The organism is uncultured Ralstonia sp. (assembly GCA_913056305.1).
In the GTDB taxonomy this organism is placed as follows: domain Bacteria; phylum Pseudomonadota; class Gammaproteobacteria; order Burkholderiales; family Burkholderiaceae; genus Ralstonia.
The window spans coordinates 1-16,010 of sequence record CAJXMR010000100.1; the positions used below are offsets into that span (position 1 = coordinate 1).

General features: G+C 63.3%; 12 protein-coding genes. 5 read left to right on the plus strand and 7 right to left on the minus strand.

The annotated features are described in order from the left end of the window. Nucleotides 1-2,208 (plus strand): Tn3 family transposase (locus tag QZ609_RS15755; RefSeq protein ID WP_295496683.1); only part of this gene is annotated, 2,208 nt, incomplete at its 5' end. Between the two features lie 37 nt (nucleotides 2,209-2,245). On the opposite strand, the gene QZ609_RS15760 is transcribed toward QZ609_RS15755, so the two are convergent. After that, on the minus strand, nucleotides 2,246-3,916 hold the full coding sequence (locus QZ609_RS15760) for a sigma 54-interacting transcriptional regulator (protein WP_295496685.1): 1,671 nt from the start codon (nucleotides 3,914-3,916) through the stop codon (nucleotides 2,246-2,248). A 358-nt stretch (nucleotides 3,917-4,274) separates the two neighbouring features. On the opposite strand from QZ609_RS15760, the gene QZ609_RS15765 reads away from it, so the two are divergent. From QZ609_RS15765 to QZ609_RS15775, 3 genes are all read left to right on the plus strand, one after another. After that, complete coding sequence (locus QZ609_RS15765; protein WP_015063409.1) at nucleotides 4,275-4,667, plus strand: DUF485 domain-containing protein; 393 nt, start codon at nucleotides 4,275-4,277, stop codon at nucleotides 4,665-4,667. Beyond that, nucleotides 4,664-6,220, plus strand: a complete 1,557-nt coding sequence (locus QZ609_RS15770) for a cation acetate symporter (RefSeq protein ID WP_015063408.1) — start codon at nucleotides 4,664-4,666, stop codon at nucleotides 6,218-6,220. The genes QZ609_RS15765 and QZ609_RS15770 overlap by 4 nt, the downstream gene beginning before the upstream one ends. A 106-nt stretch (nucleotides 6,221-6,326) precedes the next feature. After that, complete coding sequence (locus QZ609_RS15775) at nucleotides 6,327-7,013, plus strand: haloacid dehalogenase type II (RefSeq protein ID WP_015063407.1); 687 nt, start codon at nucleotides 6,327-6,329, stop codon at nucleotides 7,011-7,013. 86 nt (nucleotides 7,014-7,099) lie between these two features. Here the strand turns inward: QZ609_RS15775 and QZ609_RS15780 are convergent, their stop codons facing one another. Then, nucleotides 7,100-8,434 carry a chloride channel protein gene (locus tag QZ609_RS15780; protein WP_024542571.1) on the minus strand — a complete coding sequence of 445 codons (1,335 nt, stop codon included), beginning with the start codon at nucleotides 8,432-8,434 and terminating at the stop codon, nucleotides 7,100-7,102. A gap of 247 nt (nucleotides 8,435-8,681) precedes the next feature. Here QZ609_RS15780 and QZ609_RS15785 point away from each other — a divergent pair, with 247 nt between their 5' ends. Then, nucleotides 8,682-9,299: a LysE family translocator gene (locus QZ609_RS15785; protein WP_024542570.1), complete on the plus strand. Its 618-nt coding sequence runs from the start codon at nucleotides 8,682-8,684 to the stop codon at nucleotides 9,297-9,299. Between the two features lie 29 nt (nucleotides 9,300-9,328). On the opposite strand, the gene QZ609_RS15790 is transcribed toward QZ609_RS15785, so the two are convergent. The 5 genes from QZ609_RS15790 to argC all read right to left on the minus strand — a co-directional run bounded on the left by QZ609_RS15790 (nucleotide 9,329) and on the right by argC (nucleotide 15,783). After that, nucleotides 9,329-11,050 (minus strand): site-specific integrase, encoded by a 1,722-nt coding sequence (locus QZ609_RS15790; RefSeq protein WP_015063404.1) that lies wholly within the window; start codon nucleotides 11,048-11,050, stop codon nucleotides 9,329-9,331. Between the two features lie 72 nt (nucleotides 11,051-11,122). Next, the gene (locus QZ609_RS15795) at nucleotides 11,123-12,154 is read right to left on the minus strand and encodes a HAMP domain-containing methyl-accepting chemotaxis protein (protein ID WP_073454648.1); all 1,032 of its coding nucleotides are present in this window, start codon (nucleotides 12,152-12,154) and stop codon (nucleotides 11,123-11,125) included. Between the two features lie 36 nt (nucleotides 12,155-12,190). Continuing rightward, the gene (locus tag QZ609_RS15800; protein WP_003465026.1) at nucleotides 12,191-13,219 is read right to left on the minus strand and encodes an IS30 family transposase; all 1,029 of its coding nucleotides are present in this window, start codon (nucleotides 13,217-13,219) and stop codon (nucleotides 12,191-12,193) included. 24 nt (nucleotides 13,220-13,243) lie between these two features. Continuing rightward, the gene (locus QZ609_RS15805; RefSeq protein WP_003465024.1) at nucleotides 13,244-13,870 is read right to left on the minus strand and encodes a DNA methyltransferase; all 627 of its coding nucleotides are present in this window, start codon (nucleotides 13,868-13,870) and stop codon (nucleotides 13,244-13,246) included. Nucleotides 13,871-14,853: 983 nt separating this feature from the next. Then, nucleotides 14,854-15,783, minus strand: a complete 930-nt coding sequence (gene argC / locus QZ609_RS15810; protein WP_003465021.1) for an N-acetyl-gamma-glutamyl-phosphate reductase — start codon at nucleotides 15,781-15,783, stop codon at nucleotides 14,854-14,856. Between the last annotated feature and the right edge of the window lie 227 nt (nucleotides 15,784-16,010).

The window sequence follows — 16,010 nt, forward strand, 5'->3', positions numbered from 1 at the left end:
ATCGCCCGCGAGGGCGGCCAGATGACGCCCGCCGACCTGGCGAAGTTCGAGCCGCAGCGGCGTTACGCGACCCTGGTGGCGCTCGCCATCGAGGGCATGGCCACCGTCACCGACGAAATCATCGACCTGCATGACCGCATCCTGGGCAAGCTGTTCAATGCCGCCAAGAACAAGCATCAGCAGCAGTTCCAGGCATCCGGCAAGGCGATCAATGCCAAGGTGCGGCTGTTCGGGCGCATCGGCCAGGCGCTGATCGAGGCCAAGCAAGCGGGCCGCGATCCGTTCGCCGCCATCGAGGCCGTCATGTCCTGGGATGCTTTCGCCGAGAGCGTCACCGAAGCGCAGCGGCTCGCGCAACCCGAGGACTTCGATTTCCTGCACCGCATCGGCGAGAGCTACGCCACGCTGCGCCGCTACGCGCCGGAATTTCTCGACGTGCTCAAGTTGCGGGCCGCGCCCGCCGCCAAGGACGTACTCGACGCCATCGAGGTGCTGCGCAGCATGAACAGCGACAACGCCCGCAAGGTGCCCACCGACGCGCCGACCGAGTTCATCAAGCCGCGCTGGCAGAAGCTGGTGATGACCGACACCGGCATCGACCGGCGCTACTACGAACTGTGCGCGCTGTCGGAGCTGAAGAACGCGCTGCGCTCCGGCGACATCTGGGTGCAAGGCTCGCGCCAGTTCAAGGACTTCGAGGACTACCTGGTGCCGCCCGCGAAATTCGCCAGCCTCAAGCAGGCCAGCGAATTGCCGCTGGCCGTGGCCACCGACTGCAACCGGTACCTGAACGACCGGCTGACGCTGCTGGAAACACAGCTTGCCACCGTCAACCGTATGGCGACGGCCAACGAGCTGCCGGACGCCATCATCACCGAGTCAGGCTTGAAGATCACGCCGCTCGACGCGGCGGTACCCGACACCGCCCAAGCGCTGATCGACCAGACGGCAATGATCCTGCCGCACGTCAAGATCACCGAACTGCTGCTGGAGGTGGACGAATGGACGGGCTTCACTCGGCATTTCGCGCATCTGAAATCGGGCGACCCGGCCAAAGACAAGAACCTGTTGCTGACCACGATCCTCGCCGACGCGATCAACCTGGGCCTGACCAAGATGGCGGAGTCTTGCCCCGGCACGACCTACGCCAAGCTGGCTTGGCTGCAAGCCTGGCACATCCGCGACGAAACCTACGGGGCGGCGCTGGCCGATCTGGTCAACGCACAGTTCCGCCATCCCTTCGCCGAGCACTGGGGCGACGGCACCACCTCATCGTCGGACGGCCAGAACTTCCGCACCGGCAGCAAGGCCGAGAGCACCGGCCACATCAACCCGAAATACGGGAGCAGCCCAGGGCGGACGTTCTACACCCACATTTCTGACCAGTACGCGCCATTTCACACCAAGGTCGTGAACGTCGGCGTGCGCGATTCGACCTACGTGCTCGACGGCCTGCTGTACCACGAGTCCGACTTGCGGATCGAGGAGCATTACACCGACACGGCGGGCTTCACCGATCACGTCTTCGCCCTGATGCACCTCCTGGGCTTCCGCTTCGCGCCGCGCATCCGCGACCTGGGCGACACCAAGCTCTACATCCCGAAGGGCGACGCCGCCTATGACGCGCTGAAACCCATGATCGGCGGCACGCTCAACATCAAGCACGTCCGCGCCCATTGGGACGAAATCCTGCGGCTGGCCACCTCGATCAAGCAGGGCACGGTGACGGCCTCCCTGATGCTCCGAAAGCTCGGCAGCTACCCACGCCAGAACGGCCTGGCCGTGGCGCTCCGCGAGCTGGGCCGCATCGAGCGCACGCTGTTCATCCTGGACTGGCTGCAAAGCGTGGAACTGCGCCGCCGCGTGCATGCCGGCCTGAACAAGGGCGAGGCGCGCAATGCGCTGGCCAGGGCAGTGTTTTTCAACCGCCTGGGTGAAATCCGCGACCGCAGTTTCGAGCAGCAGCGCTACCGGGCTAGCGGCCTCAATCTGGTAACGGCTGCCGTCGTGTTGTGGAACACGGTCTATCTGGAACGGGCTGCGCACGCGCTGCGTGGCAACGGCCATGCCGTTGATGACGCGCTGTTGCAGTACCTGTCGCCGCTCGGTTGGGAGCACATCAACCTCACCGGCGATTACCTCTGGCGCAGCAGCGCCAAGATCGGCGCGGGCAAGTTCAGGCCGCTACGACCGCTGCAACCGGCTTAGCGTGCTTTATTTTCCGTTTTCTGAGGCGACCCCGGGATCAGTCGCCGCGCCTGAGCTTGCGCACCACGCTGGACTGGCTGATGCCAAGCGCCCGTGCGACCTCCCGGGTATTGCCGTACTTGCGCATCGCGTCCTCGATGAGCCGGCGCTCGAAACGGTCGACGCGCTGGCGAAAGGTGCTGGCGTCGAGGATCTCGGCCGGCAGCACCCCGTCGAGGAACGCCGGCTCGACAAGGTCGCTCTGGCTGGTCACCACCAGCCGCTCTACCACGTTGCGCAGCTCGCGCACGTTGCCGGGCCAGTCGTACGCCAGCAGCAATGTCATTGCCTCCTCCGATACGATGCGGTTCACGCCATAGCGCTGGTTGAATTCCCGCAGGAACTGGAACACCATCGGCGCGATATCGTCCTTGCGCTCGGCAAGCGGCGGTACGCGCAGCGGCACCACATTGAGGCGGTAGAACAGGTCGTCGCGAAACGTGCGCTCGCGGACCATCGCTTCGAGGTCGCGATTGGTGGCCGCGACGACGCGCACATCGACCGGCACGGTACGCGTCGAGCCGAGGCGCGATATCACGCGGTCCTGCAACACTTGCAGCAACTTGACCTGCAGGTCCAGCGGCATGTCGCCGATCTCGTCGAGAAACAGCGTGCCGCGGTTGGCCAGCTCGATGAGGCCCGACTTGCCCTGCCGCTGCGCCCCGGTGAAGGCGCCCGCTTCATAGCCGAACAGTTCCGATTCCAGCAGGTCGCGCGGCACCGCGCCGCAGTTGATCTTGATGAGCGGTCCCGCTGCGCGCGGACTCTCGCGGTGGATCAGGCGCGTGATCACGTCCTTGCCTGCGCCCGACGGGCCCGTGATCAGGACGGTGGCATCGACCTTGGCAACGCGCACGGCCAGCGATGCCACCCGGTGCATGGCCTCGCTGCGGATCACCAGGCCATCGACGTTCAGGTTCTGTGTCCGCAGCGCTTCGATCTCCTCGTCCACGCGCCGCAGGTCTGCCTTGGCCTGCGCCAGTGCATCCTGCAACTGCACCAGTTCGGTGGTGTCGCGCGAATTGATCACGACTTTGCGTACCTTGCCCGCGCCGTCGAATAGCGGCATGCCGGTGACCATGATGGTCTTGCCGGTGTGCGTATGTTGCGTGGTGGTGATGCGCTGGCCGGTTCGGGCAACGTGCTGGGCGACCACCGGCCGAATCCATCCCTTCTTCTCGAACTCCGAGACGTGGTGGCCAATCATGTCTGCTGCCGGCAGATCGTAGTTCCGCTCGCAGCCCTCGTTGACCATCATGGTGACGCCATTGCCGTCGGCGACAAAGATGCCATCGAAGGAATGGTGGAAGATCTCCTCCAGATCGCCACAGTGCTGGCGTAGCTTGTCTATCGCGGGAAAGACGGTCTCGTGCCCGTCAAGGGGCATCAGCATGACGAGGGTGTACTGGCCCTGTGCATGCACGCCGACCGCATAGGTCCGCCCGGACAGCGAGACCGTGTCCGGCACGGAGGCCGGGTCCGCGCGAAGCGCGGACAACAGACGGCTCCAGGACATCGCATCCTGCCGGCCGCCGTCGCCGTCGCCGTCGCCGTCGCCCTCGCCCTCCGTCCGCGCCGGCTCGCCGTGATGTCTGCCCACGGCATCGCGCGCGACGGCGTTCTGCAGCACCACGGCGTCGCCGCGCAGCCACACCAGGCCGATCGGCAACGCTTCCAGTATCTCCACCATTGGCTTGTTTTCCCCAGGCCACTTGTCCGTCGGGCCGTGCGGCGAGCTTACACCACGTCGTTGCGGGTTCGAAAGCCGCCACGCCCGCCCGCCGCTGATTCATATCTGAATCAGGCGCCGTCAAAAGCGGTTCGCGTTACCGGGCCGGCATGCGCGCCCAGCGTGCGGCCGTGCCGCGATTCGATCGCGCGTGGGCATTGGCAGCGCCGGGGCGCCGTGGCTCGCACGTCGGCATGCCGCTTGCTCAAGGGACGTCGGCGCCAGGACGCCGCGTCTGCCGGCTGTGCGGCGCCAACAAATCACGCCCGCCTGAACGGGCGCAATCCAGGAGACAACCATGATCGAACTATCGGAGGACGCGGTCTGTCCGGCCGCGCACGTCGCGCAAACGACTCGCACCCCAGAGGCTATCGCGTCGGGTCCGCCGTGGCGCGGTGCGGCATACACGCACAGCTTCCGCGAACTGATCGGCGCCAAGCGGCGCCTGGTCGTGCCGCTGCTTGGCGGCAGTCTGGCCTTCATCCTTGCCGTCACCCTACTCGCCGGTTACGGCCGGGAGCTGATGGGCTGGAAGGTGCTTGGACCGCTGAACGTGGGGTACGTGCTGATCCTGCTGATCTACGCCCTGTGCTGGCTGGTCGCCACCGTGTATGTGAACACCGCCAACCGACGCTTCGAGGAACTCGCGGATCGCGCCGCAGCCGAGGCCCACGCCAGGAGCCAGTCATGAAAGCCCTGACCATCGGAATCTTCCTCGGCATTCTCGCGCTGACGCTGGCGGTGACGTGGTGGGCCGCCCGCCACACCAATACCACCAGCGAGTTCTACGCCGCCGGCGGGAAACTGACGGCCCGCGCCAACGGCTTCGCCCTGGCAGGGGACTGGATGAGTGCGGCGGCTTTCCTGGGCTTCTCGGGCCTGATCTCGCTGTACGGCATGGACGGCTCGCTCTACGCGGTGGCGGCGCTGGCAGCCTTCCTGATCGTACTGATGGTGGTGGCCGAGCCGGTGCGCAATACCGGCAGGTTCACCTATGGCGACGTGATCGCCGAACGCATGCGCAGCCGGCATGCGCGGCTCGCGGCGGTCATCGGGACCTTCGTGGTCAACCTGGCATACATGGTGCCGCAGATGGCAGGGGCCGGCGCCCTGATCAAGCTGATGCTCGGCATCTCGTACGAGTCCGCCGTGGTCATGGTTGGCGTCGGGATGATCGTGTATGTGCTGTTCGGCGGCATGATCGCCACCACGTGGGTGCAGATCATCAAGGCCGTTCTGCTGCTCGCGGCGGCTGCCGTGCTGGTGGCGATGCTGCTGGCTGCTGTCCAATACGACCCGCTGCGGCTGTTCGCTTCGGTGGAGCAGCAGTATGGCGCGCAGATGCTGTTGCCGGGCGGCTACTTCAAGCATCCGCTGGACCCGCTATCGCTGTTCCTGTCGTTCATGTTCGGCGTCGCCGGCCTGCCTCACATCATGACGCGCTTCTACACCGTGCCGGATGCGCGGACAGCGCGCAAGTCGGTGCTGTGGCTGATGTTCCTGGCCGGCAGCTTCTTCCTGGTCACCACGCTGATCGGCTTCGCGTCGGCCACCCTCGTGGGACAGGACGCCATCCGCGCGGCCGACAAGGGCGGCAACCTGGCACTGCCGCTGCTGGCGCAGCATCTCGGCGGCGGTCCCGGCACCTTCGGCGGCCAGTTCTTCCTGGCATGTATCTGTGCCGTGGCCTTCGCCGCCATTCTCGCCGTGGTGGCCGGACTCACGCTCGCGTCGTCGGGCGCCATCGCGCACGACCTGTATGTGAATGTGATTCGCCGGGGCGCGGTCAGCGAAGAGCAGCAGGTCCGCGTCGCGCGCATCGCCACGTTGGGCGTGGGCGTGCTGGCGGTCGCGCTGGGACTGCTGGCGCAGGGCATCAATGTGGGCGTGCTGGTGATCCTGGCCATCGCGATCGCGGCGTCGGCCAATTTCCCCATCATCCTGCTGTCGATGTTCTGGCGCCGCTTCAATACCGCCGGTGTGATCGGTGGCGTCACCGCGGGCCTGGTTTCGTCGGTCGCGCTGGCGTTTCTCGGCCCGGCGTTCCTGAAGGACCAGGCGCTGTTTCCGATCGTGAATCCAACGATCCTGAGCATGCCGATCGGCTTCCTCGGCGCATGGCTTGGCACGATGCTGAGCCGGCGCAGCGCCGAGCACGAGGCCCGCTTCGACGCCTTCGTCTTCCAGGCGCATACCGGGGCCAGGCCGGATGCTCCGCCGGCTCCTGTTGTGCCGGCGGACTGATCCCGCTGGTTCCACCCGATCCATGTACATGCCGGCGCCGTCCACGGTCGGCGCGGGCAAGACTGACCCGCGGGCACATTGCCCGCTCCATTACTGGGGATTTACGATGAAAGCAATCAAAGGTGTAGTGTTCGATCTCTACGGCACGCTGTTCGACGTGCATTCGGTAGCCGGCCGCTGCAGCGACCTGTATCCGGGACGCGGACTGGAGATCAGCGTGCTGTGGCGCCAGAAGCAACTGGAATACACCTGGCTGCGCAGCCTGATGGGCCAGTACCTGTCGTTCGAGGCTGCCACCGAGGACGCGCTGGTCTATACCTGCAACCATCTCGGGCTGCAGCTGCAGGCGCCGGACCGCGCGGCGTTGTGCGAGGCGTACCTGAAGCTGAATCCCTACCCGGATACTCCGCCGGCCCTGTCGATGCTTCAGGCGCTCGATCTTCCGCTGGCCATCCTGTCCAACGGCTCGGTACGGTCGATTCATTCGGTCGTGCACCACGCGGGGCTGCAGGATCGCTTCGCCCATCTGATCAGCGTCGATAACGTCGAAGTGTTCAAGCCGCACGGCAAGGTCTATGCGCTGCCCGAAAAGACCATGGGCCTGGCGCGCGACAACATGCTGTTCGTCTCGTCGAACGCCTGGGACGCATCAGGGGCCAAGCACTTCGGTTACCAGGTGGCGTGGATCAATCGCGTGGGCAACACCTACGACGAGCTGGGTGCGCGGCCGGATGTCCAGGTCGAGTCGCTGGAAACGCTGGCCGATTGGGTCCGAGGCCAGGATCGCGCTTGAGCGGCTGCCGCTGGCCTCCGCCCTTCCCGACGGGGAGGGCGCGAGGCGGCGGCAATCCAGCCTGCCGTGCCACCCGCTACTTCCTCTTACATACTGCCCGTGGCTGTCGCGGGCGCATAGCGCCCCGACAGCGCTGCATACAAGGGCGGCACCGCCATCCTCGATACGCCGGCCGCGATCAACGCGGTAGCCATCAGCGGAATCGTCAGGCCGCGCGCTCCCACCAGTTCGATCATCACCACGAAAGCCGTGACCGGGCGCTGCGTCACCGCGGCAAGATAGCCGCACATCGCCAGTGCCGCGTACACCGGCAAAGGTGCCTGCCCGATCGTGTATTGGAGCAGGTTGCCGATCCCTGCGCCGATGGCCAGCGATGGCACGAACAGGCCGCCCGGAATGCCGGACAGCCAGGTCAGCAGCAAGGACAGGCCCTTGAGGAAGGGATACGCAGCCGGCAGCACGAGGTCGCCGGCCAGCAGCGCGCGCGTTTCGCCGTACCCGCTGCCGTGGCTGGTTCCCGATGACGCCAGCCCGAGGAGCGCAACGCCCAGCCCGCACAGCGCGCCGAACATTGCAGGGCGTTGCGCGCGCAGACCGCGTATCCGAGGCGGCAACCACCGCTCGCTGTGAACCAGCAGCCAACAGAAGCCGGCGCCGGCCAGCCCGGCCACCGCGCCCGCTGTCACGACCGCGACAGCCATGCGGTACGGTGCCGACGGGCCGGCCGCTATCATGCCGAGCGCCGGACCCTCGCCTTGCAGCACGCCCGCCACGGTGCCGGCACAGACCACCACCGCGATCAACGCCGCGCTGCCGCGCGGCGGGATGCCGCGCGCCAGTTCCTCGATGGCGAAGGCAATGCCGGCCAGCGGCGTGCAGAACGCTGCCGACAATCCGGCCGACGCGCCGGCAAGGGCAAGCTGGCGATCGAGCGCGGTGAGATGGGCGCCGGCTGGACCGGACAGCCCGGGGAGCCACCGGCGGAGGCTGACGAGCAGCGCGGCGCCGATATGGACGGTGGGGCCCTGGCGGCCGAGCGTGAAGCCGCCCAGCGTGCCGAGAAAGGACAGGCCGATCTTGCCGACGATCACCGCCGGCCGCAGCAGACGCGGCTTAGCCGTTCCATTGCCGCCGCTGACGATGGCCACGATCTGTGGAATGCCACTGCCTTCGGCACCGTCGAAATAGCGGTGTGTGAGCCAGACTGCGAGTGCGCCCAGTGCTGGCGAAAGCAGCAAGGTGACCCACGGCCCGTGGGCGCTTGCCGCGAGAAACAGCTGGTGGCCGATGTCGATCAGCCAGGCATATAGCGTGGCGACACCGCCGACCAGGGTGCCACCGACGCACAGTACGGCGTGATGCCACCACAGCCGGCCACGGGCCCGTGGTTTCCTCCAGTTCGCGCTCCCACGCAGCTCCATATCGTCCCCTCGTTGTTATCGTGCCGACGTGCGTCAATGCGCGTCGGAGCGGCTGACAAACGCAGGATGCATGCCAGTGGTGAGCCCCAGACCGACTTGTCAGGCTCGCCACCGGCACAGGGCGCAGGGGCCTTCGGGTCTTCTCTGACCGTTGGGACCGAAATCCGATACCATGACTGCCGCGCACGGTGCGCCAAGCTGGCGCGACGCTGCTTTCGCCGCAGTTCCGAAACAACGGGAGACTTTGATGTCGTTCGAACATTGGATTGCGTTTGTGCTGACCAGTGTCGTGATACTGGCGATTCCAGGACCGACGATCCTGCTGGTGATCGGCGATGCCTTGGCCCACCGCGGCAAGTCGGCGTTCGCCACCGTGGCGGGTGTTGCCGCGGGCGATCTCACGGCCTTTACCCTGTCAATGGCCGGGTTGGGCGCGGTCCTGGCGACCTCCGCCACACTGTTCACCGCATTGAAGTGGGCCGGCGCCGCCTATCTGATCTATCTTGGCGTCCAGGCGCTGCGGAGCGCCGCGCGAAGCGGCGCAAGCCAGGTACCGGTGAGCGAGGGCCGTCCGTTACAGCGCTTCGGCAAGGCGTGGCTGGTAACGGCGCTGAATCCGAAGAGCATCGTCTTCTTCGTTGCGTTCGCTCCCCAGTTTATTGATGCCAGCCGTTCGTTCCTGCCTCAGGCCGGCATTCTGATCCCGACCTTCGTGATCATGGCGGCGGCCAATGCCGCCATCTATGCGCTGCTGGCGCGATCGCTGGCGACGCGGCTGACCAGTGCCCGAGCGCAGGCGAACGTCCAGCGCGTGGGAGGCCTGACGCTGATCGGCGCAGGGACACTGGTGGCAGCCCGGGCCTGATGGCCTGATGGCCTGATGGTCTGATGGACTCAGGGGATGGCGGCGGCAAACGCCTGCCCCATCTGCCGAGCCCGCTTTACCTCATCGCTGTGCAGATAGACCGACGTCGTCGACACCGACGCATGCCGCAGATTGTCCCGCACGATGGTCAGGTCCACGCCACGCGCCAGCGCATGTGTGGCGTGCGTATGCCGCATCCAGTGCGGACTGGCGCGCCTTAGCTTCTCTGCCGCCGTCGGATGATCGGCGCCGATGACATCGGCGGCCAGCAGGAAGAACCGCTTGACGATATGTCCAAGCCGGGTGGTCGTGATGCCGGCGTCCGGCGTGTCGGTCAGACCCCCGAGGCCCCCGAGGCCCCCCAGGCCGCCGACCAGCAGCGTGTCCGGGCGCCACAGGCGCCGGCTGACGGGCAATCCGCGCTCTGTCAGGTAGCGCTCCAGAGCCGTTCTCGCCAGCGGCGGCAGGGCCACCTTGCCGCTACGCCCGCCCTTCCCCGTCAGCTGGAGCCATTCGTCGCCCTCGCGGTCGGCGCCGATATCGCCCAGCCTGGCGGCGACGAGTTCGCTCGCCCGCAGCCCTGTCGCATAACCGAAATCCAGCACGAAACGCAGGCGCTGCGCGGCGGCGGCTTCCCACCCATAGGACCACTCCAGTCCATCGGCGATGGTCCGGACGAGCCGCCACTCGCCTTCGCTGAAGGCATGGGAGCCATCCAGCGCGGCGGTGCGGCCACCGCCCCGGACCTTGATGCCCGCGAATGGATTGGCCAGGACATACCGCTGCTGCGCCAGCCAGCGGAACATGGCCCCGACGATGGAGAGCGCGTGCGCGACCGACCGGGCCGATAGTGCGCCGGTAAAAGGCCGCCATTCCGGCGACGTGCGCGAGCGCGGCGGGCCTGCCCAGCGATCCCGAGGCGTCGGGCGGCGCAGGAAGGCGCGGTACGCAACGGCGTCCTCGGTGGTCAACGATGACAGGGGCCGCTGCCGCTCGACGATGGCCCACAGGATCAGGCGTTCGGCTTCCTTGCGGTAGGTGCGTTGCGTCGCTGGCGATTCATGCAGCGCCAGCCAGGCCTGTACTGCCTCGTAGTCATTGTCGGCCGTCAGCGTGCAGGTCTGCCGCGGCGCGCGAAAGCGCCCTTGCGAGCCATCGACCTCTTGTGGCAGCCGCAGCTGTTCCCAGGGCACGACCACGCTGCGCCGCTCCTGCACGACCAGCGCGCGGGCGCGTTCCGTCAGCGCCGGGTGGGCGGCGAAGAATGCCTCGATATGCGCGGCGCTGCGCGCGCCGAGTCCTGGAATGGCGGTCCACCACCGGCGGCGCCTTGGGATACGCACGGTCAGCGCCGCCAGCGTGTCGATGCCATGGGCCCGCAAGGCAGCCACCGCGCGCGCCGGCAGCCAATGGCCAATATCGTCCGCAATCGATGGCCGTGGGGCTGGCAGCGTGCGCAAGAGGTCGATGGCGCGGTCGGCCGCCCTGCCCTGCGCGGCGCGTTCGGACGCAGGGATTTCGAACAGCGCGGCGAGATCGTCGCGGCCGCGCTGCCGTGCGAACGCCGCCAGCTGGCGCCGGATGCGGCCGAGGATGGCGCGTGAAGACTGGCCATGCGCCCTGTCATCTCCGAGATATTGCGCCACCGCCTGCCGCGAGCCGAGCCCGGCATGCCAGGCGCGCAGCGCGGCGACAGAGGCGGCGTCCGGGAAGTCAGGTGGGGTAAGGGTGGAAGGCGGGCGCGGTTTCATGGCTGCCAGTTTAGCGCAGCAATGTGGCCATTACGATAAGAATAGTTATCCCTGTCGAGATACTGAAAAGCGTTATCCTCGTTTTTCCCAAAACTGTTTTGCCAGTTCGCTCAGAGCGCTAGTTAACTGAGCGACAGATTTCGCACTTTGCAAATTATTCTGCCCGGTCTGTACATTGGTATCAGCAGCATCGCGTATATTGATAATACTGCGGTTTATGTCTTCACTTACTGCTCCCTGCTGCTCGACCGCAGTCGCTATTTGCGCGTTCATGTCGGTAATTTCGTTAACGCGTTGGCCAATTCCATCAAGAGCTGTAGCTGCTTCCTCTGCGTGAGCTACACTCGTGTGCGCTTGCCGACTACTTTGCTCCATGACTGTAACAGCGGATTGCGCTCGCTCTTGTAGAGCGCTGATCATGCTTTGAATATCCGTTGTCGATTGCTGTGTGCGAGCAGCAAGACTGCGAACCTCATCGGCGACAACAGCAAAACCACGCCCCTGCTCACCAGCACGCGCGGCCTCAATTGCTGCGTTGAGTGCCAACAAATTCGTTTGCTCGGCGATCCCTCGTATAACGTCAAGAACTTTTGATATCTCGTTACTTTGACCTTCAAGCTCATGAATAACCTGAGCGGCTTGCCTAATTTCACCTTCAAGGGCAGTGATTGACTGGCTTGTGTGGGCTACCAGACGCTGGCCAGATGCCGTCTCAGTGTCTGCTCTTCCGGCCGCATCTGCAGCATGCTGTGCATTGCTCGCAACCTCTTGAATGCTTGCCGCCATTTGGTTTACTGCCGTTGCTATTTGATCTGTCTCTGCCTGCTGCTCAACTGTAAGTACATTGCTTGACTCAATATCCTTTAGTAGGCCTCGGGTGTGTTCGCTAAGCCGATTTGATGCATCACCTATGCGACCTACTATGGCGCCTGTTTCAGCTTGCATCATTCGTAAAGCAAACTCTATTTGGCCAAACTCATCGGTGCGCCCAGTGTAGAGGGATTGACTTAATGGGTTATTGGAAATATTCCTGGCTCTTTCAACCAGTCTTCCAAGAGGAGAGAGAATAGCCAAAACACTAACAGAGCTTAAGCTTCCTGACATTAAAGTGGGCGGTTACAGGAGCTGAGTGCAACACGGTTATTGAATTGAAGCTGGAGCATCATGCCGCATAGCCATAGCTTCCTGCATCACCTCGTCCATAACCTCGATCGGACACTTGAAGTCGAAGCGCTTACGGGGGCGCATGTTCAGTTGCAGTGCGATGGCATCCAGTTCCTCCTGGCTATGCACCGACAAGTCCGTGCCTTTGGGCAGGTACTGGCGGATCAGGCCATTGATGTTTTCGTTACTGCCGCGCTGCCAAGGGCTGTGCGGGTCGCAGAAGTAAATCGCCACCCCGGTCTGCTGGGTGATTTCAGCATGCCGCGCCATTTCTCGGCCCTGGTCGTAGGTCATGCTCTTGCGCATCGCCAGCGGCATGCCATTGAGCGCTGCACTGAAGCCTTCCATCGCCGAGGTCGCCGTCGCGTCGTTCATCTTCACCAGCATCAGGTAGCCACTGGTGCGCTCCACCAGCGTACCTACAGACGAGGCGTTGGCCTTGCCCTTGATCAGGTCGCCTTCCCAATGCCCTGGCATCAGTCGGTCTTCGATCTCCGGCGGACGTACATGAATACTGACCCTCTCAGGGATCTGACCGCGCCGATCCACGCCGCCAGAGCGCGGCCTGCGCATCGTCTTGCTTTGGCGCAGGCAGATGATCAGCTCTTTACGCAGCTCGCCGACTGGCAAGGCATAGATCGCGTTATAGATCGTCTCGCGACAGACGTAGGCATCTCTGAGGCTGGGAATATTCATGCTGCGCAGCTTGCCGGCAATCTGCTCGGGAGACAAACGCTCACGCAGCATATGCGCCACCAATTCGAAGCGCTCGCTACCCGGCAACAGCTTTTGCTTCGGTCGACACACCTGACGGCGGGCCTGCATCTGCTGCTGGGCCACGCGGGCCGAGTAGCCGCCACAGGCATCTCGATTGCGGCGCAGCTCCCGGCTGATGGTCGAAGGGGATCGGTTGATCAAGCAGGCAATCCCGCGCAGGCTGAAACCTTGGGCATGACCGATTTGAATGGTGGCGCGCTCTTCAACGCTGAGTTCGGAATAAGACATAGGGACAGCACCGTACCGGAAAGGTCAGGTGTTGCACTCAGTTTTCGCCGCCGCCCCCTTATTATCACTGCGAGGTGAATAGCTTTTCTGCCAATTGATTATGCCAATGCGATTCTCTTCGCCGAAGATTTCGTCCATGAGCATGCCAAGTCTAAATAGTTCCCTATGATCAATACAGATAGCCATAACCCCGCCTGGGGTTAGCATCTCACGCATCATCCAGATTCTGGGTGTCATGAAGCGCAACCATTTGCTGTGCTTGGACCCATCATCTTTAGGAACTACATCGCCGAGATCTGGATCGTTTGGATCCTTGTCCCACTTGTCGTTATAGCGGAAGTCCTCGCCGGTGTTGTACGGCGGGTCTGTTACTACAAGATCAACTTGACCACGATATTTATAGAGCGTGACCATCGCAGAAAGGTTTTCACCGTCCCAGATCTCATTCTCTGACTGGGCGGTTTCCTCTCCAAAGGATACTTTCTTGATAATACGATGCAGCTTCGGCTTGACCTGGCGGATGATCTGCCAGGGAGCAGCCCGCCCGGTGTAACTCATAACGATGCCATTCTTGCCAGCATCGGCAAGCGCCGCATCATGCTCCTGCAGCATACGGACCAAGGCGGCCCTCGGCAGTTGTTCGTAATCCATGCTTGCCCCTTGAATTCGTGCGGCGGCACCGAAAAGCTGAAAATTCTAGTACCGCTCGTGGATGCTTCACCATCCCTAGGGTGGCGAGTGTACTTGTGAACGTATTGATTTGGCTGTTAAACCGTTGAAAAAGACGGATCAACTGAGTTCCAAACGGGCTGCGTACTGGCTGGCAGATGCGAATCCGGCGCACGCCGCTCCCTTCTGGGCTCAAGCCCGCGAAGCGGGCATAAAGAACCCGGCCGAGGCCGGGATCCTTATGGGCTTATGGGCCGGCGTATTGGTCTGCCCAGTCCAAAGCCGGTGCCACGGGAGCTTGCACCTCCTGAGGCCAGGTTTTGGAGCCCACTGCAAATCGCCCGTAACCCATTAAAAGATAGCTGGGCATCCGACGAAAAGAGCACCAAGGCACCATTACCCTTGAGCTACAGCGCCGCTACGGGGCACCAGTTTGATTTCAACGCGGCGATTTTGGGCGCGACCCTCGGCGGTGTCGTTGGGGGCAATGGGCGAGCTGGAGCCTGCACCAAAGGTTTGCAGGCGCGAAGGATCGACGCCATTGCTGCGCAAAGAGAAAAAGGGGACTGATTTATGTGCGCCAGGCAAAGCTTGGTCGCCTGGGAATGACGGCGCAAGCCGTCACGAAATGGCGTAAGAAACCCAGCGGGTATGACCCCCGCCCGGTAAAGGTTAGCCACCGACCGGAAGCGAGTCTTGCGTGGTGACCGGGTAACCGGCGCTGCGAAGCGTAGACAGCAGAAAAGGGGATTTATTTTCCCTACTCTAAAACGGCCGCTGTTGGCCGATTGCTGCCTGTCGTGGACGACCGTTTAACTTCAAAGCCTGACTGGATTGCAAACTGCTGACACGCGTAGATTCTGTTTTCGACTCGTTTAATGCCGTCGATGCCAGGCCATAAACAGAGAGGAAACAACCGCTCGAAAATTCGAGCCATAGACTCTAGAGCCAGTGGGTAGTCGGAGTCATGTTCCTGCAACCATCAAATCCAGATTCTGCACCGCCGCTCCAGCGGCTCCCTTCCCAAGATTGTCAAACACCGCAGCCAACAAAACCTGCCCCGTCTCATCATTTTCACACACCACCAATCGCAAACTATCAGTCCCGTTAAGCGCCTGAGGATCAAGGCACGTCAACCCTTTGGCCTCCTGCATCGACATCACCTGTACATGGTCCGCATCGACGTAGTGCTGCATAAGACACGCATGCAACCGCACCGCATCCACGCCCGGCGCCAACAAGCGAAGTTGCAACGGTATGGTCAGCACGATCCCCTGCCGAAAAGCCCCATAAGCCGGCACAAACATCGGCCGCTCCATCAGACCGCTTTGCTGCTGAATCTCCGGAATATGTTTGTGTGCCAGCCCCAGACCATAAACCTGAAACGCGGGCGCCTGTGATGCGCCCTCTCCCTCATGCTCTTGCACGCCAACGCGCCCTTTTCCGGAATAGCCCGACACAGCATGAATGTTCGTCGGATAGTCCCTGGGCAGCAACCCGGCCTCCAGCAATGGGCGCAGCAGCCCTATCGCCCCCGTGGGATAGCAACCGGGATTGCTGACCCGCCGTGCCGTGGCGATGCGTTGGGCCTGCTGCGAGTTCATCTCCGCGAAACCATAGGTCCAGTCTGGATGGGTGCGGTGCGCCGAACTCGCATCGATCACCCGAACGGCGGGGTTTTCGATGCTCGCTACAGCGTCGCGTGCGGCTTGGTCGGGCAAGCAGAGAATCGCGATGTCGCAGGCGTTGATGATTTCGGCGCGACGTTGCGGATCCTTGCGATGTTCGGGGCTGAGCGTGATAAGCCGCAGATCGGTCCGGTCGCGTAGACGTTGATGGATTTGCAACCCGGTGGTGCCTTGGTCGCCGTCGATGAATATAAGAGGACTTGCCATGGAATGCTCTCGGACATAGGAAATCAGGAGTTCCAATCTTCAGTGAGGGGCTAAGATAGGAAAAGTTGAATTTCTAAACGATGAAATTCAGCTTTTCTGAACAAGGAGTGACTCATGCGCGAAATCAGCCTGGACCGTCTGCGCACGTTGGTGGCCATTGCCGACCTGGGTTGGGGTCATGCCAAGATAAGGCCAATTCGCTATCATAAGCCCGCCAGTTATGTAGA

Bases quoted from the DNA above. Each gene is read 5' to 3' on its own strand.
- QZ609_RS15785 (WP_024542570.1), top strand. From the start codon at position 8,682: ATGTCGTTCGAACATTGGATTGCGTTTGTGCTGACCAGTGTCGTGATA.
- QZ609_RS15780 (WP_024542571.1), bottom strand. From the start codon at position 8,434: ATGGAGCTGCGTGGGAGCGCGAACTGGAGGAAACCACGGGCCCGTGGC.
- QZ609_RS15800 (WP_003465026.1), bottom strand. From the start codon at position 13,219: ATGTCTTATTCCGAACTCAGCGTTGAAGAGCGCGCCACCATTCAAATC.
- QZ609_RS15795 (WP_073454648.1), bottom strand. From the start codon at position 12,154: ATGTCAGGAAGCTTAAGCTCTGTTAGTGTTTTGGCTATTCTCTCTCCT.
- argC (WP_003465021.1), bottom strand. From the start codon at position 15,783: ATGGCAAGTCCTCTTATATTCATCGACGGCGACCAAGGCACCACCGGG.
- QZ609_RS15790 (WP_015063404.1), bottom strand. From the start codon at position 11,050: ATGAAACCGCGCCCGCCTTCCACCCTTACCCCACCTGACTTCCCGGAC.
- QZ609_RS15775 (WP_015063407.1), top strand. From the start codon at position 6,327: ATGAAAGCAATCAAAGGTGTAGTGTTCGATCTCTACGGCACGCTGTTC.
- QZ609_RS15765 (WP_015063409.1), top strand. From the start codon at position 4,275: ATGATCGAACTATCGGAGGACGCGGTCTGTCCGGCCGCGCACGTCGCG.
- QZ609_RS15805 (WP_003465024.1), bottom strand. From the start codon at position 13,870: ATGGATTACGAACAACTGCCGAGGGCCGCCTTGGTCCGTATGCTGCAG.
- QZ609_RS15770 (WP_015063408.1), top strand. From the start codon at position 4,664: ATGAAAGCCCTGACCATCGGAATCTTCCTCGGCATTCTCGCGCTGACG.